The organism is Brevundimonas sp. (assembly GCF_035626975.1).
Classification (GTDB): Bacteria; Pseudomonadota; Alphaproteobacteria; order Caulobacterales; family Caulobacteraceae; genus Brevundimonas.
This window is the reverse complement of the sequence record NZ_DASPMQ010000061.1, coordinates 69,277-85,486: the sequence shown is the minus strand read 5'-3', so window position 1 is coordinate 85,486 and position 16,210 is coordinate 69,277. Positions and strand designations below refer to the sequence as shown.

General features: G+C 63.6%; 14 protein-coding genes. 9 read left to right on the top strand and 5 right to left on the bottom strand.

Going from position 1 to position 16,210, the window contains the following annotated elements; translation table 11 throughout:
* Positions 1-25: 25 nt before the first annotated feature.
* Both VEB62_RS16535 and VEB62_RS16530 read right to left on the bottom strand, forming a co-directional pair.
* Positions 26-1,330 carry an MBL fold metallo-hydrolase gene (locus tag VEB62_RS16535; RefSeq protein ID WP_324802279.1) on the bottom strand — a complete coding sequence of 435 codons (1,305 nt, stop codon included), beginning with the start codon at positions 1,328-1,330 and terminating at the stop codon, positions 26-28.
* A 431-nt stretch (positions 1,331-1,761) separates the two neighbouring features.
* On the bottom strand, positions 1,762-1,989 hold the full coding sequence (locus VEB62_RS16530) for a hypothetical protein (protein ID WP_324802276.1): 228 nt from the start codon (positions 1,987-1,989) through the stop codon (positions 1,762-1,764).
* A 198-nt stretch (positions 1,990-2,187) separates the two neighbouring features.
* Here VEB62_RS16530 and VEB62_RS16525 point away from each other — a divergent pair, with 198 nt between their 5' ends.
* The 9 genes from VEB62_RS16525 to VEB62_RS16490 all read left to right on the top strand — a co-directional run bounded on the left by VEB62_RS16525 (position 2,188) and on the right by VEB62_RS16490 (position 11,827).
* On the top strand, positions 2,188-3,090 hold the full coding sequence (locus tag VEB62_RS16525) for an ArdC family protein (RefSeq protein WP_324802274.1): 903 nt from the start codon (positions 2,188-2,190) through the stop codon (positions 3,088-3,090).
* A 140-nt stretch (positions 3,091-3,230) separates the two neighbouring features.
* Positions 3,231-4,379, top strand: coding sequence for a type IV secretory system conjugative DNA transfer family protein (locus VEB62_RS16520; RefSeq protein WP_324802272.1), 1,149 nt, complete (start codon positions 3,231-3,233; stop codon positions 4,377-4,379).
* 181 nt (positions 4,380-4,560) lie between these two features.
* Entirely contained in the window at positions 4,561-5,721 is a 1,161-nt protein-coding gene (locus VEB62_RS16745) for a GIY-YIG domain-containing protein (protein WP_414642073.1), read from the top strand.
* A gap of 10 nt (positions 5,722-5,731) precedes the next feature.
* Entirely contained in the window at positions 5,732-7,423 is a 1,692-nt protein-coding gene (locus VEB62_RS16515; RefSeq protein WP_324802270.1) for an SIR2 family protein, read from the top strand.
* Positions 7,416-7,856 (top strand): nucleoside 2-deoxyribosyltransferase, encoded by a 441-nt coding sequence (locus VEB62_RS16510; protein WP_324802267.1) that lies wholly within the window; start codon positions 7,416-7,418, stop codon positions 7,854-7,856. Before VEB62_RS16515 ends, VEB62_RS16510 begins: the two co-directional genes overlap by 8 nt.
* Before the next feature lie 300 nt (positions 7,857-8,156).
* Positions 8,157-9,650 carry a recombinase family protein gene (locus tag VEB62_RS16505; RefSeq protein WP_324802263.1) on the top strand — a complete coding sequence of 498 codons (1,494 nt, stop codon included), beginning with the start codon at positions 8,157-8,159 and terminating at the stop codon, positions 9,648-9,650.
* A gap of 8 nt (positions 9,651-9,658) precedes the next feature.
* Positions 9,659-10,159, top strand: a complete 501-nt coding sequence (locus VEB62_RS16500; protein WP_324802260.1) for a hypothetical protein — start codon at positions 9,659-9,661, stop codon at positions 10,157-10,159.
* Positions 10,131-11,021, top strand: a complete 891-nt coding sequence (locus tag VEB62_RS16495; protein WP_324802257.1) for a class I SAM-dependent methyltransferase — start codon at positions 10,131-10,133, stop codon at positions 11,019-11,021. Before VEB62_RS16500 ends, VEB62_RS16495 begins: the two co-directional genes overlap by 29 nt.
* The gene (locus tag VEB62_RS16490) at positions 11,018-11,827 is read left to right on the top strand and encodes a TrmH family RNA methyltransferase (protein WP_414642072.1); all 810 of its coding nucleotides are present in this window, start codon (positions 11,018-11,020) and stop codon (positions 11,825-11,827) included. The genes VEB62_RS16495 and VEB62_RS16490 overlap by 4 nt, the downstream gene beginning before the upstream one ends.
* On the opposite strand, the gene VEB62_RS16485 is transcribed toward VEB62_RS16490, so the two are convergent.
* The 3 genes from VEB62_RS16485 to dnaE all read right to left on the bottom strand — a co-directional run bounded on the left by VEB62_RS16485 (position 11,824) and on the right by dnaE (position 16,113).
* Positions 11,824-12,177: a GFA family protein gene (locus VEB62_RS16485; protein ID WP_324802253.1), complete on the bottom strand. Its 354-nt coding sequence runs from the start codon at positions 12,175-12,177 to the stop codon at positions 11,824-11,826. The two genes, VEB62_RS16490 and VEB62_RS16485, sit on opposite strands and share 4 nt — an antisense overlap.
* Before the next feature lie 13 nt (positions 12,178-12,190).
* Positions 12,191-12,583, bottom strand: a complete 393-nt coding sequence (locus VEB62_RS16480) for a DUF3224 domain-containing protein (protein WP_324802250.1) — start codon at positions 12,581-12,583, stop codon at positions 12,191-12,193.
* 74 nt (positions 12,584-12,657) lie between these two features.
* Complete coding sequence (dnaE, locus tag VEB62_RS16475) at positions 12,658-16,113, bottom strand: DNA polymerase III subunit alpha (protein ID WP_324802247.1); 3,456 nt, start codon at positions 16,111-16,113, stop codon at positions 12,658-12,660.
* Positions 16,114-16,210: the final 97 nt, after the last annotated feature.

Below are 16,210 nucleotides of genomic sequence, written 5' to 3'. Positions count from 1 at the left end.
CATCGGCTGGATCGCAACGTCGCCTTCAGTCTGCCAAGGACGCGTAGGACGCGATGATCCCTGTGCCACTGATCTCAAACAGAATGTTGCTGCAGCCGCCGGGACTTTCATCGGCGTCCGGGCCGATCTTGGCCGTCGCGACCTCGCAGGCATCGTCGTCTACGTCAGTCCTGAACACCCGTCCCCGTGACGCCAGTTCATCGATCACTTCGCGGTCGGGCAACACGACGCCCCTGTAGGCCTGGGGTCCTGACGACACCGCGTAGAAATCGGCACCGACCGCGTCGAGAAAGGCGTCACGCGACGACGTCAGACTGCCGTGGTGGCCCACCACGAGAACATCAGCGGCAAGGTCCGATCGGCAACAAACGAGCAGCCTCCCCTCAATGGAGTTCGGCCTAGGCGGCGTCGATGTCGGTTCGCGATCCCCGCCCTCTGCGTCGCCCGTCAGCAGCACCCGTCGCCCGCCCAGATCCAGACGAACCACGACGCTGTTGCCGTTGGGATCGGAATAGGGGTGAGCGTCCCGATAGAGAACCGACATTCGGGCGCCGGCTCCCAGCGAAACCGGAGCACCGGTCATTTGGGCGGCCTGCGCCACGTTGACGTCGCCGTTGCAGCTGCTGCCGGTGAAGGTCACCGTCCGAACAGCATTGGACGCGAGGGCGTCGTGATAGAGAACGCCTGGTTCCGCGGCGACCTTCCTGAGAAAGCGACAATAGCCGACGGTCCTATTCACCCGGCCGGACTCCCAGACGTTGCGCACCTCAAACGCGTCGAACACGTCGGGCATCAGTTCGAGATGATCCTTGTGGGGGTGGCTGAGGATCACATGATCCAAGACCCTCACGTTCGGCCGCACCCCGCGAATATACGCCACCACCCGGTTCTCCGGTCCGTCGGCCAGATCATCCTGGGAGCCGGCGTCGTAGAGGAGCGTAAAGCCCGGACCTTCGGCGAAGACCGCGAGGCCGGTCCCCACGTCGATGACATGAACTCGAAATGCGCCGCCAGCGGCGGCGTCCGGTCCCTCGATCAGGACCGTCCATGCCTTGCTGACGAAGCCCTCGCGGCCGTCCGGGAGGCGAATCCGGTACCAACCCGGCTCCTCTCCTCCCAGTTGGACCTGATCACCTGGCACCAGTCGATCAAGGGCGGCTGAATCAGTTGTCGGCTCGGCCCGGACCACAACATTGCGCCGAACCCGATCACTCGGCGTGACGGCATCCTGGGCCGAAGCGGTGCCAATCGCACAAAACGAGAGAAGGATCGCCGCCCAGAATGACAAAAGGCGAACGACCAACGCGCGGCAATGATCTAAACGCCCCATCTTCGCACTCCCAACGATCGGTCTTTGGACGTCCTGGAAGCTTGCCCGCCATCACTGCCGCTCCACCCGTTGTGGACCCTAGCTCTTGTGGCAAGCCGGGCAACAGTAGGCGCAGCCATCTGACGATGGATAAATCGTCTTCGCCTTGGCGACGGCCCCGCTACAGGACGAGTAGTCGCCGAGATAGGTCTTGCTGGTGATAAGCGGGACCCAAGAGCACGTCGACACACACCTCGTGGTCGCCGGACGAAGCCTGCGCATTGTCGTTGACGTAGTAGGCAGCCATCGGACCCTCCCCCGCGGAATGAAGCACCACCTTAAGGCGTATGTCCGCCGCGCGCTATCAAAAATATCATCGTTCTATAAACGGCCGCTCGCGCCACGCCCAGCGCTTTGCCAGCGTGCTCGCGGTGCGGCGCGAGGACCGAACGCTACTCACTCGCCTGGCTCTCCCCTTCCCCGCTTCCGGATTGAGCACGCCACGGCGGACTAGGCGCACGCGGAAGCTCCTCGGGGTCTGTCGAGCGGTTGAGGACGATGCGGTACAGCTCCTCCAAACGGTCGGCGAGGTCGAGCGCCTCTCCGTCGGAGAGCCGGATGTTGAACGCGTGCTCGTAGCGCGTCTTGAAGTCCTCGAGCTCCTCCGGGGTTAGCGTCATGCAGGCATCTTCGCCGATGGGAGGCGGTCGAGCACGGCGGTTGTTTGGCGGGGCTGTGGTCGACCTAGCCTGAGCCACTTTGCCGCCGTGCGCGGCCTCCCCTGCCCCCTCAGACTGATCGCCAGAAGCAAAGCCCGGCTCCGGGGCGTCCGGGAGCGCCGGAATGGTCCGACGCTCCCACGCGCCAAGGAGCGAGCTATGCGAACCTCTGTACCTTCAACTGAGCGGTTCGACCTGTATCGGACCGTTACGGACAAGATCGTCGCCGCCATTGAGGCGGGAGCCGGCGACTTCGTTATGCCGTGGCATGTGAGTGCCGCCACCGGCCGACCGACCAATGCGCTCACGGGCCACGGCTATCGCGGTGTGAACGTCGTGGCGCTGTGGGCGGAGGCTGTCCGGGCCGGCTATGCGACGAGCTGGTGGGCGAGCTATCGGCAGTGGGAGCGGCTCGGGGCCCAGGTTCGCCGCGGCGAGCATGGAACCGTTGTCGTCTTCTACAATCGCCTCAACACCGCCCCCACTGACGACCTCGACGAGTCCGACCAGTACCGGCTCGTTGCCCGCGCTTTCCGGGTCTTCAATATAGACCAGGTGGATGGGTGGGAGCCGCCGGGACCGACGAAGGTTTCGCTGGTCGAGACGTTGGCGGAGGTGGAGGCGTTCGTTGCCGCCACCAAGGCAGTGGTTGTGAATGGCGGCGTCCACGCCTGCTATCGCCGAGCGGAGGACCGCATAGATCTGCCAATCCGCGATCGCTTTCGGAACACCCGGACCAGCACCGCGAGCGAAGCCTACTACGGCACCCTGCTCCACGAGCTGACCCATTGGAGCGGCGCGCCGCATCGCTTGAACCGGACGTTCGGCACTCGCTTCGGCGACAACGACTACGCCGTGGAGGAGCTGGTTGCCGAGCTCGGCGCCGCATTCCTCTGCGCGGATCTCGGCATCGCCAACGAACCGCGACCAGACCACGCCGCCTACGTTGCGTCCTGGCTCCAGGTTCTAAACGACGACCGCCGGGCCATCTTCACCGCAGCGGCCAAGGCCAACGAAGCCGCAGCCTTTCTCCAGGCATTCAGCGAACCCACTCCCGCCTGACCTCGGACCCCGACGTGCTCGGGGTCCTTCTTTGAGCTGGGCCGGCCTCTGGCAGTGCCCAGCGACCGCCTTGTCTCGACAGGCTGCTCGCGCACAATGGGCGGATGATTGACCCGCGAGATCGGCCCTCATTCTTCGCTGTGTCGAACTTCCACGGCTCGAAGAAACGGATCGGTATCGCCCAGGCCGATCGCCTCTCGCACATGTACATCATCGGCAAGACCGGCGTCGGAAAGTCGACCCTGCTCGAGATCCTCCTGCGCCAGGACATCGTCGCAGGCCGCGGCTTCGCCTTGATCGATCCGCATGGCGATCTGGCGGAGCGCGTCTGGGCGTGGACCCCACACGCCCTTCGAGACCGCATCACCTACCTGAACGCCCCCGACTCGACGCAGCCCTTTGGATACAATCCGCTCCGCCGGGTTCGACCAGAACGGATTCCGCTGGCGGCGGCTGGCCTTCTTGAGACCTTCCGGAAGCAGTGGCCGAACGCTTGGGGCGTGCGCATGGAGCACGTACTTCGCAATGCGCTGTACGCCCTCCTCGAGCGAGACGACGCCACTCTGCCCGACATCCTCCGCCTGTTCTCGGACAAGAAGTTTCGAAAATCCGTGGCGCGGAAGATTGAGAACCCGGTGGTGAAGGAGTTCTGGACCACGGAGTTCGAGAACTACCCCGCTCGCCTCCGTGCCGAAGCTGTGGCTCCGATCCAAAACAAGCTGGGCGCTCTTCTGGTCGATCCGACGCTATTTCGAATCCTGGTGGCACCAGCCTCAGAAATCCGCCTGCGTGCGCTCATGGACGAAGGCCGCGGATTGATCGTGAACCTGTCGAAGGGGGAGCTTGGCGAGGACGCCTGCATGATCTTGGGCGGTCTTATGGTCACGACGCTCGGCTTGGCCGCGTTCAGCCGGGCGAACGTTCGGCCGGACCAGCGCCGTCCTTTCTTCATCTATGCAGATGAGTTTCAGAGCTTCACGACCCTATCCCTCGTGAACATGATGTCGGAACTTCGCAAGTACGGCGCAGCCTTGGTGTTGGCCCATCAGCATCTCAACCAGCTCGATCCAGCGCTTCGTAGTGGCATCTTTGGCAATGTTGGGAGTCTCGTCGCCTTTCGGATCGGAGCCGAAGATGCCCCTTGTCTGGCAAACGAACTCATCTCCACCTACCCCAGTCGCGATTTGGTAATCCTGCCAAACCAAAGAGTTTATCTGAAACTACTGATCGGAGGAGCACCGAGCCAAGCTTTTAGCTCAACGATTTCCGCGCTTGAAAGCTCGTCCTGAACCGGAAAGTGAAGCGCGACTAATTCCCTGGGGCAGGTTGCCCGGGTTACGTGCACCGGACCGCTGATCCCCACCGCGAAGCAGCCGGCAATTGCGACTACGTCGAGGTAGAGTCGCGTCCCAGAGAGTCTCGTTAGGTGAAATTTGCGAACTGGTCGCTTACAATCTAATCCCTGATAATATGAGGGTTATGACAGACCAGATAGCAATGATGCTCTCGACCGACCGTCGAAGGCGGATTTGCTTGGTATCCTGCTCAAAGAGCAAGAGGGATAGTCCAGCCCAGGCGCGCGACCTTTACACCTCGCCGATCTTCAAAAAATCGATTGCGGCCGCAAGCTGCCTGGCCGATCGGGTATTCATTGTGTCCGCGAAACACGGACTACTCGCCCCAACGAAAATCGTAGCCCCCTATGACCAGACATTCGTTCGCATGGACCGAGATGCGATAGATGCTTGGATAGAAGGCGTCCGGGAGCAACTCACACTTATAGAGCCCTTCGACGAAGTGATTGTTCTAGCCGGCCAAACTTACGTCAATGCAATAAGGGCTGCGCTTCCCTCAGCCGTTAGGGTCGTCACGCCGCTTGAGGGGCTCGGGTTGGGATTCCGCCTGAGAAAACTCGGCGAGATGGCACGGCCGTCCGAACGCGCGAAAATTGCGACCGCGCTATACCAAGCATTCTTTCCCGAAGACGGCAGCACCCGCACTCTGTCTGCAGCGAACTTTCCGACCGCCTCTCTACCGAGCCGAGGATTGTACCTCTTCTTTGATCCTAGTGAACCCAGCCACTTGGTGCCACGCGCACCGCGCCTTGTTCGCGTGGGAACGCACGGCGTCTCCGCCGGCTCTCGCTCTACCCTCGGGTCCCGCCTCAGGACGCATGTCGGACCGTTACACGGCGCAGGAACTCATAGATCTTCCGTCTTCAGGCTCCACGTCGGGGCTGCATATCTCAGTCGTGACAAGGCGGCGGACGATCTGCCTGCGTGGGGAAAAGGGAGTGTCGCAGATCGCGTGACAAGACAGACAGAGGCTGATCTGGAGAAGAAAGTATCGGAGTATATCCGCTCTCTCCGGATCGGAATAATTCCCTTGGATGATGAGAGCGGACCACAGAGTCGCCGCGCTATGACAGAGAAAGCGCTAATTGGTCTTTTCACTGAATCAGGGATACTCTTGGAGTTACCAAGCGATAGCTGGCTCGGACACTACTCCCCTAAGGAGGAAATCCGGCGCTCTGGTCTTTGGAATATCCAGCACATCCAGTGTCAGTCCGATCTCCACATTGCGAGGCAGGCGATAGAGATCGCTAACGGCAGACCTGAGCTTCCTCTGTAGGAGAACACGATTGGAAAACATCGCTGCACGATACACCAAGGCTGACACCGACGCTCTAATGGAGCTTGTGAGGCGCGAACCGCTCTTCGTCAGACACCTGGGCCATATGCGTCAGAGGCACGATGATCGGGGTCTAGGCTTCGTCTTGGGAGCTGGCGTGTCGGAGCAGGCAGGCGTTCCGCTCTGGAGAGAGCTCATTTCCCGCCTTTCCTGTCACTATGGTGATGACGGTCCCCCCAGTGAATATACCCAAAAGGGCTATTCGGCGACGCTGCTTGCGCAGTTCATTTACAACCGCTTTCGAAATGCAGAGCGCTTACGCGTATCGCCAGAGAAGGGACCCCGGCTAGTCTCCATCGCTGTCAAAAATAGCTGGTACCGCCATATACATGAATCCATTTATCGCTCTGTGGGAAAATTAGATGCAATAAAGAAGAACCATCCGTATCTTCAGGAACTCGCTAATATTATATATTTCTCACCATTCTGCCTAACTTTGAACTTTGATGATATAGTTGACCGTTTAGCTCAGTCAATACAAGTAGACCAAACTCTAAGGCAGCGGCCAAATGTTATATGGAAACCTCCCACTATCGATCGACCAAATAGTTGCGTTATATATCACATCAACGGCTTCTTGCCTCAAGACAAAGGAGCAAGGAGGAGCGACTCTATAATACTTACGGAGGACTCATTTGCCGATATGTTGGCATCGCCAACGCCGACGCAGATGGAATATATTATGAGCAGGGTAGTTTCAAACTCTCTTCTTATTATCGGCGCCTCTTTTGAAGACCCATCACTACGTAATCTTTTTTATGCGGCATCGAAAAGGAACAGCGCTGGATTTCACTACGCTCTTCATCATGACGAAGAAATATGCGGAGACAATGTAGATTCTGTAGAAAGGGCCGACCGGCGCGCTCTTAACAGAGAAATGTATAACGTAATAACCTATTTCACAACCAAAGACGAGATATCTGCGATTGTTAGAGCGCTCAACCTGCCTAGAGATCGCTTTGTCGAACTGATCAATGAACTGGCTGCTGAGGTAGGGGAAAGCACGACGACTAGGTATTACGTCGTTGGTTCGGTCAGTAGCGGGAAATCTTCTTTGGTAGAAAGGCTTCGTGCTTTTCGAACATACGAAGAATGGGCGGAACCGCCACCGGAGTTGATGTTTCGTGACTACCGGAGTCTGAGCGAAGCTGAGAAAAACGAGGTGGATGATTGGGTATTGTCTCAGCTGGCCAGAAAAAACAACCTGATGCGGTCACCGCAGTATGGCATCCATGTTATGGACCGGGCCCCGCTTGATATGTTCGCCTTCTCGGAGAGCGATCAAGAAAACGCCCAAAAGGCCGAGCGTCTAAGGAAGAAGCTAAATAATCACTCGGTCCAGGCAGGCCAAATAGTACTGCTTCGGGCAGCAAAGGAAGCGCTTTTCGAGCGTCAGTTGAGACGAGGGCGTGGTCCAGAATGGCTTGAGGCGTCAGCCTATCAAGAAGATGCGCTGGAACACCAGAGCGAGATACTGGCAGAAATTTACGGAAGCCATATACCACCGATTGACACCACGTCCATGACTCCGGAGGAAGTGGCAAGAGACGTTGCCGAAATAATTCTCTTTGGCGACTTTCGAGAGCACGATCTCGAAGGAACGCGTAAGGCAGTCGAAGGCGGTCTTAAACTCTATGAATAGGCTCCGGATTTACTTGGCCGCGCCGTTGTTTAGCGATGCTGAGCGAGCGTACAACGCCGCCCTTGCGGAGGCATTGGAACGCCGGGTTGAAGTTTTTCTACCCCAGAGGGATGGGGATCTCGTCCCGGATCTGATCGCAGCGGGCTTGGACATCCAATCTGCTTTCAGAAAAATTTTCGAAAAGGACCTCGAAGCCATCCGTACGTGCGACCTCCTAGTCGCAGTGCTCGACGGACGAGTCGTCGATGAAGGGGTAGCCGTTGAGCTCGGCTACGCACACGCGATCAGTAAGCCTTGCTGGGCTCTGAAGACCGACCCACGGTCCCTCTCACGGTTTGGGGACAATCCGATGATCGAAATGATCATTGGCAGGAAGTTTGACACCCTTGCCGCTCTACTAGAGGCGGTACTCGTGGTGGAGTTTGATACTTAGCGGCCGACGGTCTCGGCAACAGCCAGCGCCATGGATGTGAGTGGCCGCTCTTGGTGCCATTAGATCCAATGCGAGAACCTGCTTGAGGAACTCTATGGCTGCGCGCCAAGCAAGTGCTGGCGAGCGGACGCGACAAGGCTGCTTTGAGCCCCTGGTTATGAGGCCATCCGGCTGGTATCTGGAGCGCGATGCGATATGATATCCGTCGCGTTGCTGCCACCATCCTCTTGGGGATTACGGGGAGGCAAGGTTCACGGACTGACTAGGCTGCCGTAGACTCCTCAGGGCGAGGAGGTAGCGATGCGATCCAAGTCGGAGACCGTCAAACGTGTCGGCATATGGATACGGGTGTCCACGGAAGACCAAGTAAGAGGTGAGAGCCCCGAGCATCACGAGAAACGCGCTCGCTCCTATGCAGAGGCCCGTGGGTGGGACGTCGTTGAGATTTTCCGCCTCGATGCGGTGAGCGGGAGGGCCGTTCTAGCCCACCCCGAAACCCAGCGGATGCTAGCGGCCGTGCGAGACGGGACCATCTCTGGCCTAGTCTTCTCCAAGCTGGCCCGCCTGGCCCGCAACACCCGCGAGCTTCTCGAGTTCGCCGATCTGTTCCGCACCGCGGGAGCCGATCTGATTTCGCTCCAAGAGGCAATCGACACCAGTTCGCCGGCAGGCCGTCTCTTCTTCACGATGATAGCGGCCATGGCCCAGTGGGAGCGTGAGGAGATCGCTGACCGCGTCTCCGCTTCAGTTCCCATCCGCGCCAAGATGGGCAAACCGCTCGGAGGGCGTGGCCCTTTTGGATACCAGTGGAAGGACGGCAAGCTCGTCATCGACCCGCAAGAGGCGCCGATCCGCCTGCTGGTTCACCAGCTCTTCCTCGAACACCAACGGATGAAGACCGTCGCCACCATCCTGAACGAGCGCGGCTATCGAACCGGAACCGGCAAACTCTTCTCCAACACCACCATCAACCGCTTGCTCCACGATGCCACTGCCAAAGGCCTCTACTGCGGCAACTATTCCCAGTGGGACGGGTCAACAAAGACCCGGTCGATCAAGCCTGAGAGCGACTGGGTCCAGACGCCAGTAGAGCCGATCGTCTCCGAGGAACTCTGGGATCAGTGCGTCAAGATCGTCGCCAATCAGCGCGTCGGCCGAAAGCGGCCCTCGAAGATCACCCAGCATCTCTTCACGGGCTTTCTCCACTGCACCTGCGGCGCACGCATGTACGTGTGGGCGAGGTATCCGAAATACCTCTGCCGGACCTGCGGCAATCGCATCCCCGCAGCCGACATCGAGGCCGTCTATCGTGAGCAGCTTCACGGCCTACTGCTTTCTGAAGATCAGCTCCGGCAGCACCTCGAAGCCGGTCACGAGCAACTTCGTGAAAAGGAAAAGCTGGTGGCATTCGCCAGCCAGGAGCTTGCGCGCCTCCAGGCTGAGGACGATCGACTGTACCAGCTCTATCAAACCGGTCAGTTCACCGCGGAAGATTACGGTCGGCGCTTCCGCCCGCTGGCTGAACGCAGGACGCAGCTCGAGGAAGAGGTCCCTACCCTCACCGCTCAGTGCGACGTCCTTCGCATCACGCTTGCCTCAGAGCTGGAGGCGTTCAGCGAAGCCAAAGACCTGTATGGTCACTGGGAGGAACTAGCGACCAGTGAGAAACGCACACTGGTCGAAGCCATCACCGACAAGATCGTTGTTGGCAAAGAGGAAATCGAGATCCAACTCATCAGCCTCCCTATGGCCGAAAAGGCGTTGGATAGTGCACGCAACTCACGCGATGGCTGAAGGGCTATATGCAGACCTGGGGGGTGCACACCCGCCGGCCCTGGCGCCTCGGCGGGCGAGGCGCCTTCGCCCTCGTGATGACGGTCGGCGCCTGTCTCGCCTCCGCCACGCTGAACGGACCCTCGCTGGCCTGGGCGGCCGCGACCGTCCTGGTCGCCGCCATGGCCGGCCTGCCGCCCGAGGCGCCGATGCTGGCGTTGAGCGTGCTTGTGCTGGGCACCGCGGCGGCCTGGCTGTCCTGCGCCATCGGCGCGCGACGCGCGGGCGTTCCCTACGGCGCCGCGGACATGATCGTCGCCCCGGCCTATTGGGCGCTGCAGAGCCTCGCGGCGCTGCACGCCGGCTGGCGGCTGGTGCGCGAGCCCTTCGCCTGGGACAAGACCCGCCACCGGCGCGATGCGCCCGCCGCCGGGGCCGCCTCCCCCGTCAACGCCCACGCCGCGCTGGACGAGACGGCGCCGAACCGCCTATCAGCGGCCCATGCCGCCGCGCCTCAACCCGTCGCCTGAAACCCTCGTCACCCGCGCCTGGGCCGACTACGCCCTGCTGGACAGCGGCGACGGCCGCAAGCTGGAGCGTTACGGGCCCTGGACCGTCGTGCGGCCCGAACCGCAGTGTTTCTGGTCGCCGCGCGACCCGGCCGCCTTCGATGCGGCCGACGCCGTCTTCGATCCGACCGATGAGGATGAATCCGGGCGCTGGCGCTTCGCCGGCAATCCGGTCGACACCTGTCCGCTGGCGTGGCGCGAGGTGCGCTTCACCAGCCGGTTCACGCCGTTCCGGCACCTCGCCTTCTTCCCGGAGCAGGCCGCGAACTGGGACTGGCTGGACGGGCGTATCCGCCGGCTGCGCAAGCCGCGGATCCTCAACCTGTTCGGCTACACCGGCGTGGCCAGCCTGGCCTGCGCGGCGGCCGGGGCCGAGGTCACCCATGTCGACGCGTCGAAGAAGTCGGTGGCCTGGGCGCGCGAGAATGCGGAACTGTCCGGCATGGCCGACCGACCGATCCGATGGATCGTCGAGGACGCCCGCAAATATGCGGCGCGCGAGGTGCGGCGCGGTTCGAAATACGACGGCATCATCCTCGATCCGCCCAAATACGGGCGCGGACCGACGGGCGAGGTGTGGCGGCTGTTCGAGGATCTGCCGGGACTGCTGAAGGACTGCGCGGCCCTGCTGTCGGACGACGCGTCCTTCCTGCTGCTCAACGCCTATGCGGCGCGGATCTCGGGCCTGTCGCTGGCGCATCTGATGGCCGAGGCGACGCACGACCGGGGCGGCGTCATCGACTGGGGTGAGCTGGCGCTGGCCGAGGACGGGACGGACGGACGCGCCATCGGACTCAGCTTCTTCGCGCGATGGTCGGCGTGAACGCCCCGTTCCAGGATCGCCTGATCACCTCGCTGACCAATGAGACGGTCAAGGCCGTGCGCGCCCTGCACATGCGCAAGGAGCGTGAGACGACGGGCCGTTTCCTCGCTGAGGGGCTGAAGTTCATCGGCGAGGCGCTGGACCAGGGGCGCGCGCCGCGCCTGCTGATGGTCGGCGAGGACGCGCGGCCGCATCCGCTGCTGGACCGGGCCCGTGAAGCGACCCGGAGCGCGGGCGGCGAGGTGGTGGTGGTCACCCACGCCATCCTCGAGAAGATCAGCCGGCGCGACAATCCGCAGACGGTGCTGGGCGTGTTCGACCAGGTCTACACGCCGCTGTCGGCCATCGTCCCGGTGACGGCGCCGTGCTGGGTGGCGCTGGAGCAGGTGCGCGATCCGGGCAATCTGGGAACCATCATCCGGACGGCGGACGCGGCGGGCTGCGGCGGGGTGGTGCTGATCGGCGACTGCGTCGACCCCTATTCGGTCGAGGCGGTGCGGGCGACCATGGGCTCGGTGTTCGCGGTGGCCATCGCACGGGCCACGGCGGCGGAGTTCCTGGCGTGGCGGCAGAGCTGGCCGGGCAGCGTCATCGGCACCCGGCTGGACGCCACGGTCGGCTACCGCGAGGCCGCCCTCCAGCGCCCGGCCCTGATCCTGATGGGCAACGAGCAGGCCGGCCTGACCGACGCCCTCGCCGCCGCCTGCGACGTCAACGTCAAGATCCCGATGCGCGGCCGGGCCGACAGCCTCAACCTGGCCATCGCCACGGGGATCATGGTCTATGCGGTGACGGACCCCGCCTAGAAACTCCGCCCGTCGACGCGCTGGGCGGTCCAGCTCCACGGCTCAATGTCGGTCAGGGTGCGGACGTTGATCGCCACCATGGGCGAGCCGTCGGGGGTCTGGCCGCGGGCGAAGGACTGGACCCCGCACCTCTCGCAGAACAGGTGTTCGATCCTGTGGGTGTTGAAGGTGTGGCGGCTGAGGCTCCCCTCCCCCGAGGTCAGTCGAAAGGCGGCGGGGCTGACAAAGGCCAGCGCCAGGCCCTTGCGATAGCAGTGCGAGCAGTTGCACTCGATCACGCCGTCCAGATCGAGATCGGCCTCGTAGGCCACGGCGCCGCATTGGCAGGAACCGGAATGGGTCCGGGGCATGGCGGGTCTCCGGTCAGGGGGTGGGCAGGCTGTATTCGAGATCGTAGCGGTGCTCGCCGCCCTCGATGGTCAGGTGGAAGGTCCCGCTGATCCCGGCCAGTTCCCCGGTGCCCGAGCCCGGCACGATGGAGATGGAAAGCTCCTGGGCGCCCTCGTTCATCACGCCGCGGTGCGCCAGGGCGAAGCTGCCCGCCCGGTCGCCAACCATGCCGTGGACCCGTTCGAGAGCGACATAGGCCCCGGACTGGCCGACCAGCGTGGCCAGCATCTCCCCTTCCGCCGTTCCCTCGATATCGCCGTGAAAAATCTTGGACAGCGTCATGCGGCCGGGAGCGCCCGCAGGTGCGTCGGCGACCGGAGGGACCGGGGTGATGGTGACGTCGAACGTTCCGCGAGCGTGGCTCATGGCGGGCTCCTGGGCCTGGGTCGGGAGGGGTATGGCGGTCAGAAGACCGGCCACAAGCACGGCGACAAGGTTCCTCACGCATCCTCCAGCAACACCACCCCGGGGGCGGATTTCAAGGCGCCGCGCAGGGCGCCGTCGAGCCGGTAGCGGCCCGGCAGCTTCAGCTCGACCTCGCGGCGGCCGTCGAGGGAGGCGACGAGCGACACCTCCCCGCCCTTGCCCTCGGCCCGCGCCCGTTCCAGCCGCGCCTTGAGCGCCCCGGGATCGGCGGCCTTCGCCGAGACATGGATGCGCAGGCCCATGGCGCCGTCGTCGATCAGGGTGTCGAGCTTACTGGCGTCGTCGCCGAAGAAGCGCACCTCGCCGTCGGCGGACTTGGCCCGGACGCGGACCATGATTGAGGCCCCGACCTCGAGCACCTCGCGGCATTTGCGCAACTGCTCGGGCGGGAACAGGCATTCGAACTCGCCGGTCGGATCGGAGAAGGTGACGAAGGCGAATTTCTCGCCGGTGCGGGCGCTGGCCCGTTCCTGGCGACGGCGTACGACGCCGGCCATCAGGAAGGCCTCGTGGCCGCTTTCGGCCAGGGCCGTGGCCTCGGCGACGAAGGTGACGCGCTTGCGCTTGAGGGCCGGGGCCATGTCCTCGAGCGGATGGCCGGACAGGTAGAAGCCGACCGCGGCCAGTTCCTGGTCCAGCTTCTCGGGGCCGACCCATGGCTCTGCCGGCCGGAGGCGCGGGCGCCCGGCCCCGACCTGGTCGCCGCCGAACAGGCTGACCTGCGAGGAGGCGCGTTCGGCGGCCACGCTCTGGCAATAGGCCATCAGGGTGTCGGCCTGTTCGACCAGCTGACGTCGGTTGGTGTGGAAGCTGTCGAAGGCGCCGGCGCGGGCGAGGTTCTCGAGCGCGCGCTTGTTGACGTATTTCGGGTCGACCCGTTCGAGGAAGTCGAAGATGTCGGTGAAGCGGCCGCCGGTTTCACGCACCTCGACCAGGTGCTTCATCGCCTCGAGCCCGACGTTGCGGATGGCGCCCAGCGCATAGAGCACCGCCCCCACGCCGTCGTCGTACGCCACGTCGAAGTCGGCCGAGGAGCGGTTCACGTCCGGGGCCTTCACCGGCACTTCGAAGCGGCGGCAATCCTGATAGAAAACCGCGAGTTTGTCGGTATTGCTGAGATCGAGACTCATGGACGCTGCCATGAATTCGACGGGATGGTTGGCCTTCAACCAACCGGTCTGGAAGGAGATCAGGGCGTAGGCGGCGGCGTGCGACTTGTTGAAGCCGTAGCCGGCGAACTTGGCCACCAGATCGAAGATGCCGCCGGACTGCTCTTCCGGCACACCCTTTTCGGAGGCGCCCTTGATGAAGCGCGCCCGCTGGAAGTCCATCTCCTCCTTCTTCTTCTTGCCCATGGCCCGGCGGAGAAGGTCGGCCTCGCCGAGGCTGTAGCCCGCCAGGATCTGGGCGATCTTCATCACCTGCTCCTGGTAGATGATGACGCCGTAGGTCTCGGTCAGCACCTCCTTGAGCGAGGGGTGCAGATAGTCGACTTCCTGCCGGCCGAACTTGCGGTCGATATAGGTGTCGATCATCTCCATCGGCCCGGGCCGGTAGAGGGAGATCAGGGCCGTGATCTCCTCGATCGAGCCGCAGCGCATCTTGCGCAGGGTGTCGCGCATGCCCTGCGATTCCAGCTGGAACACGCCGACGGTCTGGCCCGAGGCCATCAGCTCATAGGTACGGGGATCGTCGAGCGGCAGGCCGTTCCAGTCGGGGGCCGCGCCGCGCCGCTCCAGATACTGGCGGGCGCGGTCGAGCACGGTCAGGGTCTTGAGGCCGAGGAAGTCGAACTTCACCAGGCCGGCGGCCTCGACCCACTTCATGTTGAACTGGCTGGCCGGGATGGTCGAGCGCGGGTCCTGGTACAGCGGCGCCAGCTCGATCAGCGGGCGGTCGCCGATGACGATGCCGGCGGCATGGGTCGAGGCGTTGCGGTACAGCCCCTCGAGCTCCAGCGCCGTCTCCAGCAGGGTGCGGACATTGGCGTCGGAGTCGCGCGCCTCCTTGAGCCGCGGCTCCAGCTCGATGGCCTGGGCCAGGGTCACGGGATTGGCGGGGTTGGCCGGCACCATTTTGGCGAGACGGTCGACCTGGCCGAGCGGCATCTGCAGCACCCGGCCCACGTCGCGCAGCACGGCCCGCGCCTGCAGGGTGCCGAAGGTGATGATCTGGGCCACCCGGTCCTTGCCGTAGCGGTCCTGGACGTAGTCGATCACCTCTTCCCGCCGCTCCTGGCAGAAGTCGATGTCGAAGTCGGGCATGGAGACCCGCTCGGGATTGAGGAAGCGCTCGAACAGCAGGCCGAAGCGCAGTGGATCGAGGTCGGTGATGGTCAGGGCCCAGGCGACCAGAGAGCCCGCGCCCGAACCGCGGCCGGGGCCCACGGGGATGCCGTGGTTCTTGGCCCATTTGATGAAGTCCGACACGATCAGGAAATAGCCGGGGAAGCCCATCTGCTGGATGATGCCGACCTCCCATTCGAGGCGGGTCCAGTACTCCGCCTCGGGCGCGGCGGGGGTGACCTGCCGGAGCCGCTCCTTCAGCCCCTCGCGCGCCTGGTGCATCAGTTCGTCGGGCTCGGACCGGCCGGCCCCGGCGTCGAAGCGCGGCAGGATGGGCGCGCGGGTCGGGGCCATGAAGGCGCATCGGCGGGCGATGTCGAGGGTGGCGTCGCAGGCCTCGGGCAGGTCGGCGAACAGCTCGCGCATGGCGGCGGCGGTCTTGAACCAGTGCTCGCCGGTTATGCGGCGGCGGTCCTCCTGGCCGGTGAAGGCGCCGTCGGCGATGCACAGCAGGGCGTCGTGGGACCTGGCCTGGGCCGCCTTTGCGTAATGCACGTCGTTGGTTGCGACCAAGGGCGCGTCATGGTTCCAGGCCCAGTCGACGAGACCGCGCTCGGCCTGCTGTTCGGAGGCGAGGCCGTGGCGCTGGAGCTCGACGTAGAAGCGGTCGCCGAAGGCGTCCCGCATGGCGGAGAGGGCGGCGCGGGCCTCGGCGGGCTTGCCCTGGACGAACAGCGGGTCGACGGGGCCGTCGGGGCCGCCGGAGAGCAGGATCAGACCCTCGGAGCGTTCAGCCACCATGGTCCAGGGCACGCTGGGCTCGTCCATGGCTCCGGCGTCGAGGAAGGCCGAGGACGACAGGGCCGACAGGTTGAGCCAGCCCGCCTCGTTCTGGACCAGCAGGACGACGGTCGGGACCCTGGCCCAGCGCTCGGCGATCTTGCCGCCGATGCCGGTGACCGGCAGGGCGCAGGCGATCAGCGGCTGGACCCCCGCCCCCTTCGCCGCCTCGCTGAATTCGAGCGCCCCGAACAGGTTGGCCCGGTCCGCCACGCCGACGGCCGGCATGCCGGCGTCCGCCGCCAGCGTCGCGACCTTGCCCGCCTTGATCGCGCCTTCCAGCAGCGAATAGGCCGAGCGGACCCGGAGGTGGATAAAACCCTGGCTGTTCAGCGTGTCGGTCAACTGGTCTCCGGTCCCTTGCCGAGCCGCCTATCCTGCCCCGAGTCTCACATCGCGTCCGGCCGGAACACCGGAAAGCGCCGGCGATGGCCGTTCGACC

Excerpts from the sequence above, each read along its gene's own strand:
- VEB62_RS16485 (WP_324802253.1), bottom strand. The coding sequence starts at position 12,177 with ATGCCCCGGACCCATTCCGGTTCCTGCCAATGCGGCGCCGTGGCCTAC.
- VEB62_RS16495 (WP_324802257.1), top strand. The coding sequence starts at position 10,131 with ATGCCGCCGCGCCTCAACCCGTCGCCTGAAACCCTCGTCACCCGCGCC.
- VEB62_RS16745 (WP_414642073.1), top strand. The coding sequence starts at position 4,561 with ATGAGGGTTATGACAGACCAGATAGCAATGATGCTCTCGACCGACCGT.
- VEB62_RS16500 (WP_324802260.1), top strand. The coding sequence starts at position 9,659 with ATGCAGACCTGGGGGGTGCACACCCGCCGGCCCTGGCGCCTCGGCGGG.
- VEB62_RS16510 (WP_324802267.1), top strand. The coding sequence starts at position 7,416 with ATGAATAGGCTCCGGATTTACTTGGCCGCGCCGTTGTTTAGCGATGCT.
- VEB62_RS16505 (WP_324802263.1), top strand. The coding sequence starts at position 8,157 with ATGCGATCCAAGTCGGAGACCGTCAAACGTGTCGGCATATGGATACGG.
- VEB62_RS16535 (WP_324802279.1), bottom strand. The coding sequence starts at position 1,330 with ATGGGGCGTTTAGATCATTGCCGCGCGTTGGTCGTTCGCCTTTTGTCA.
- VEB62_RS16480 (WP_324802250.1), bottom strand. The coding sequence starts at position 12,583 with ATGAGCCACGCTCGCGGAACGTTCGACGTCACCATCACCCCGGTCCCT.
- VEB62_RS16525 (WP_324802274.1), top strand. The coding sequence starts at position 2,188 with ATGCGAACCTCTGTACCTTCAACTGAGCGGTTCGACCTGTATCGGACC.
- VEB62_RS16530 (WP_324802276.1), bottom strand. The coding sequence starts at position 1,989 with ATGACGCTAACCCCGGAGGAGCTCGAGGACTTCAAGACGCGCTACGAG.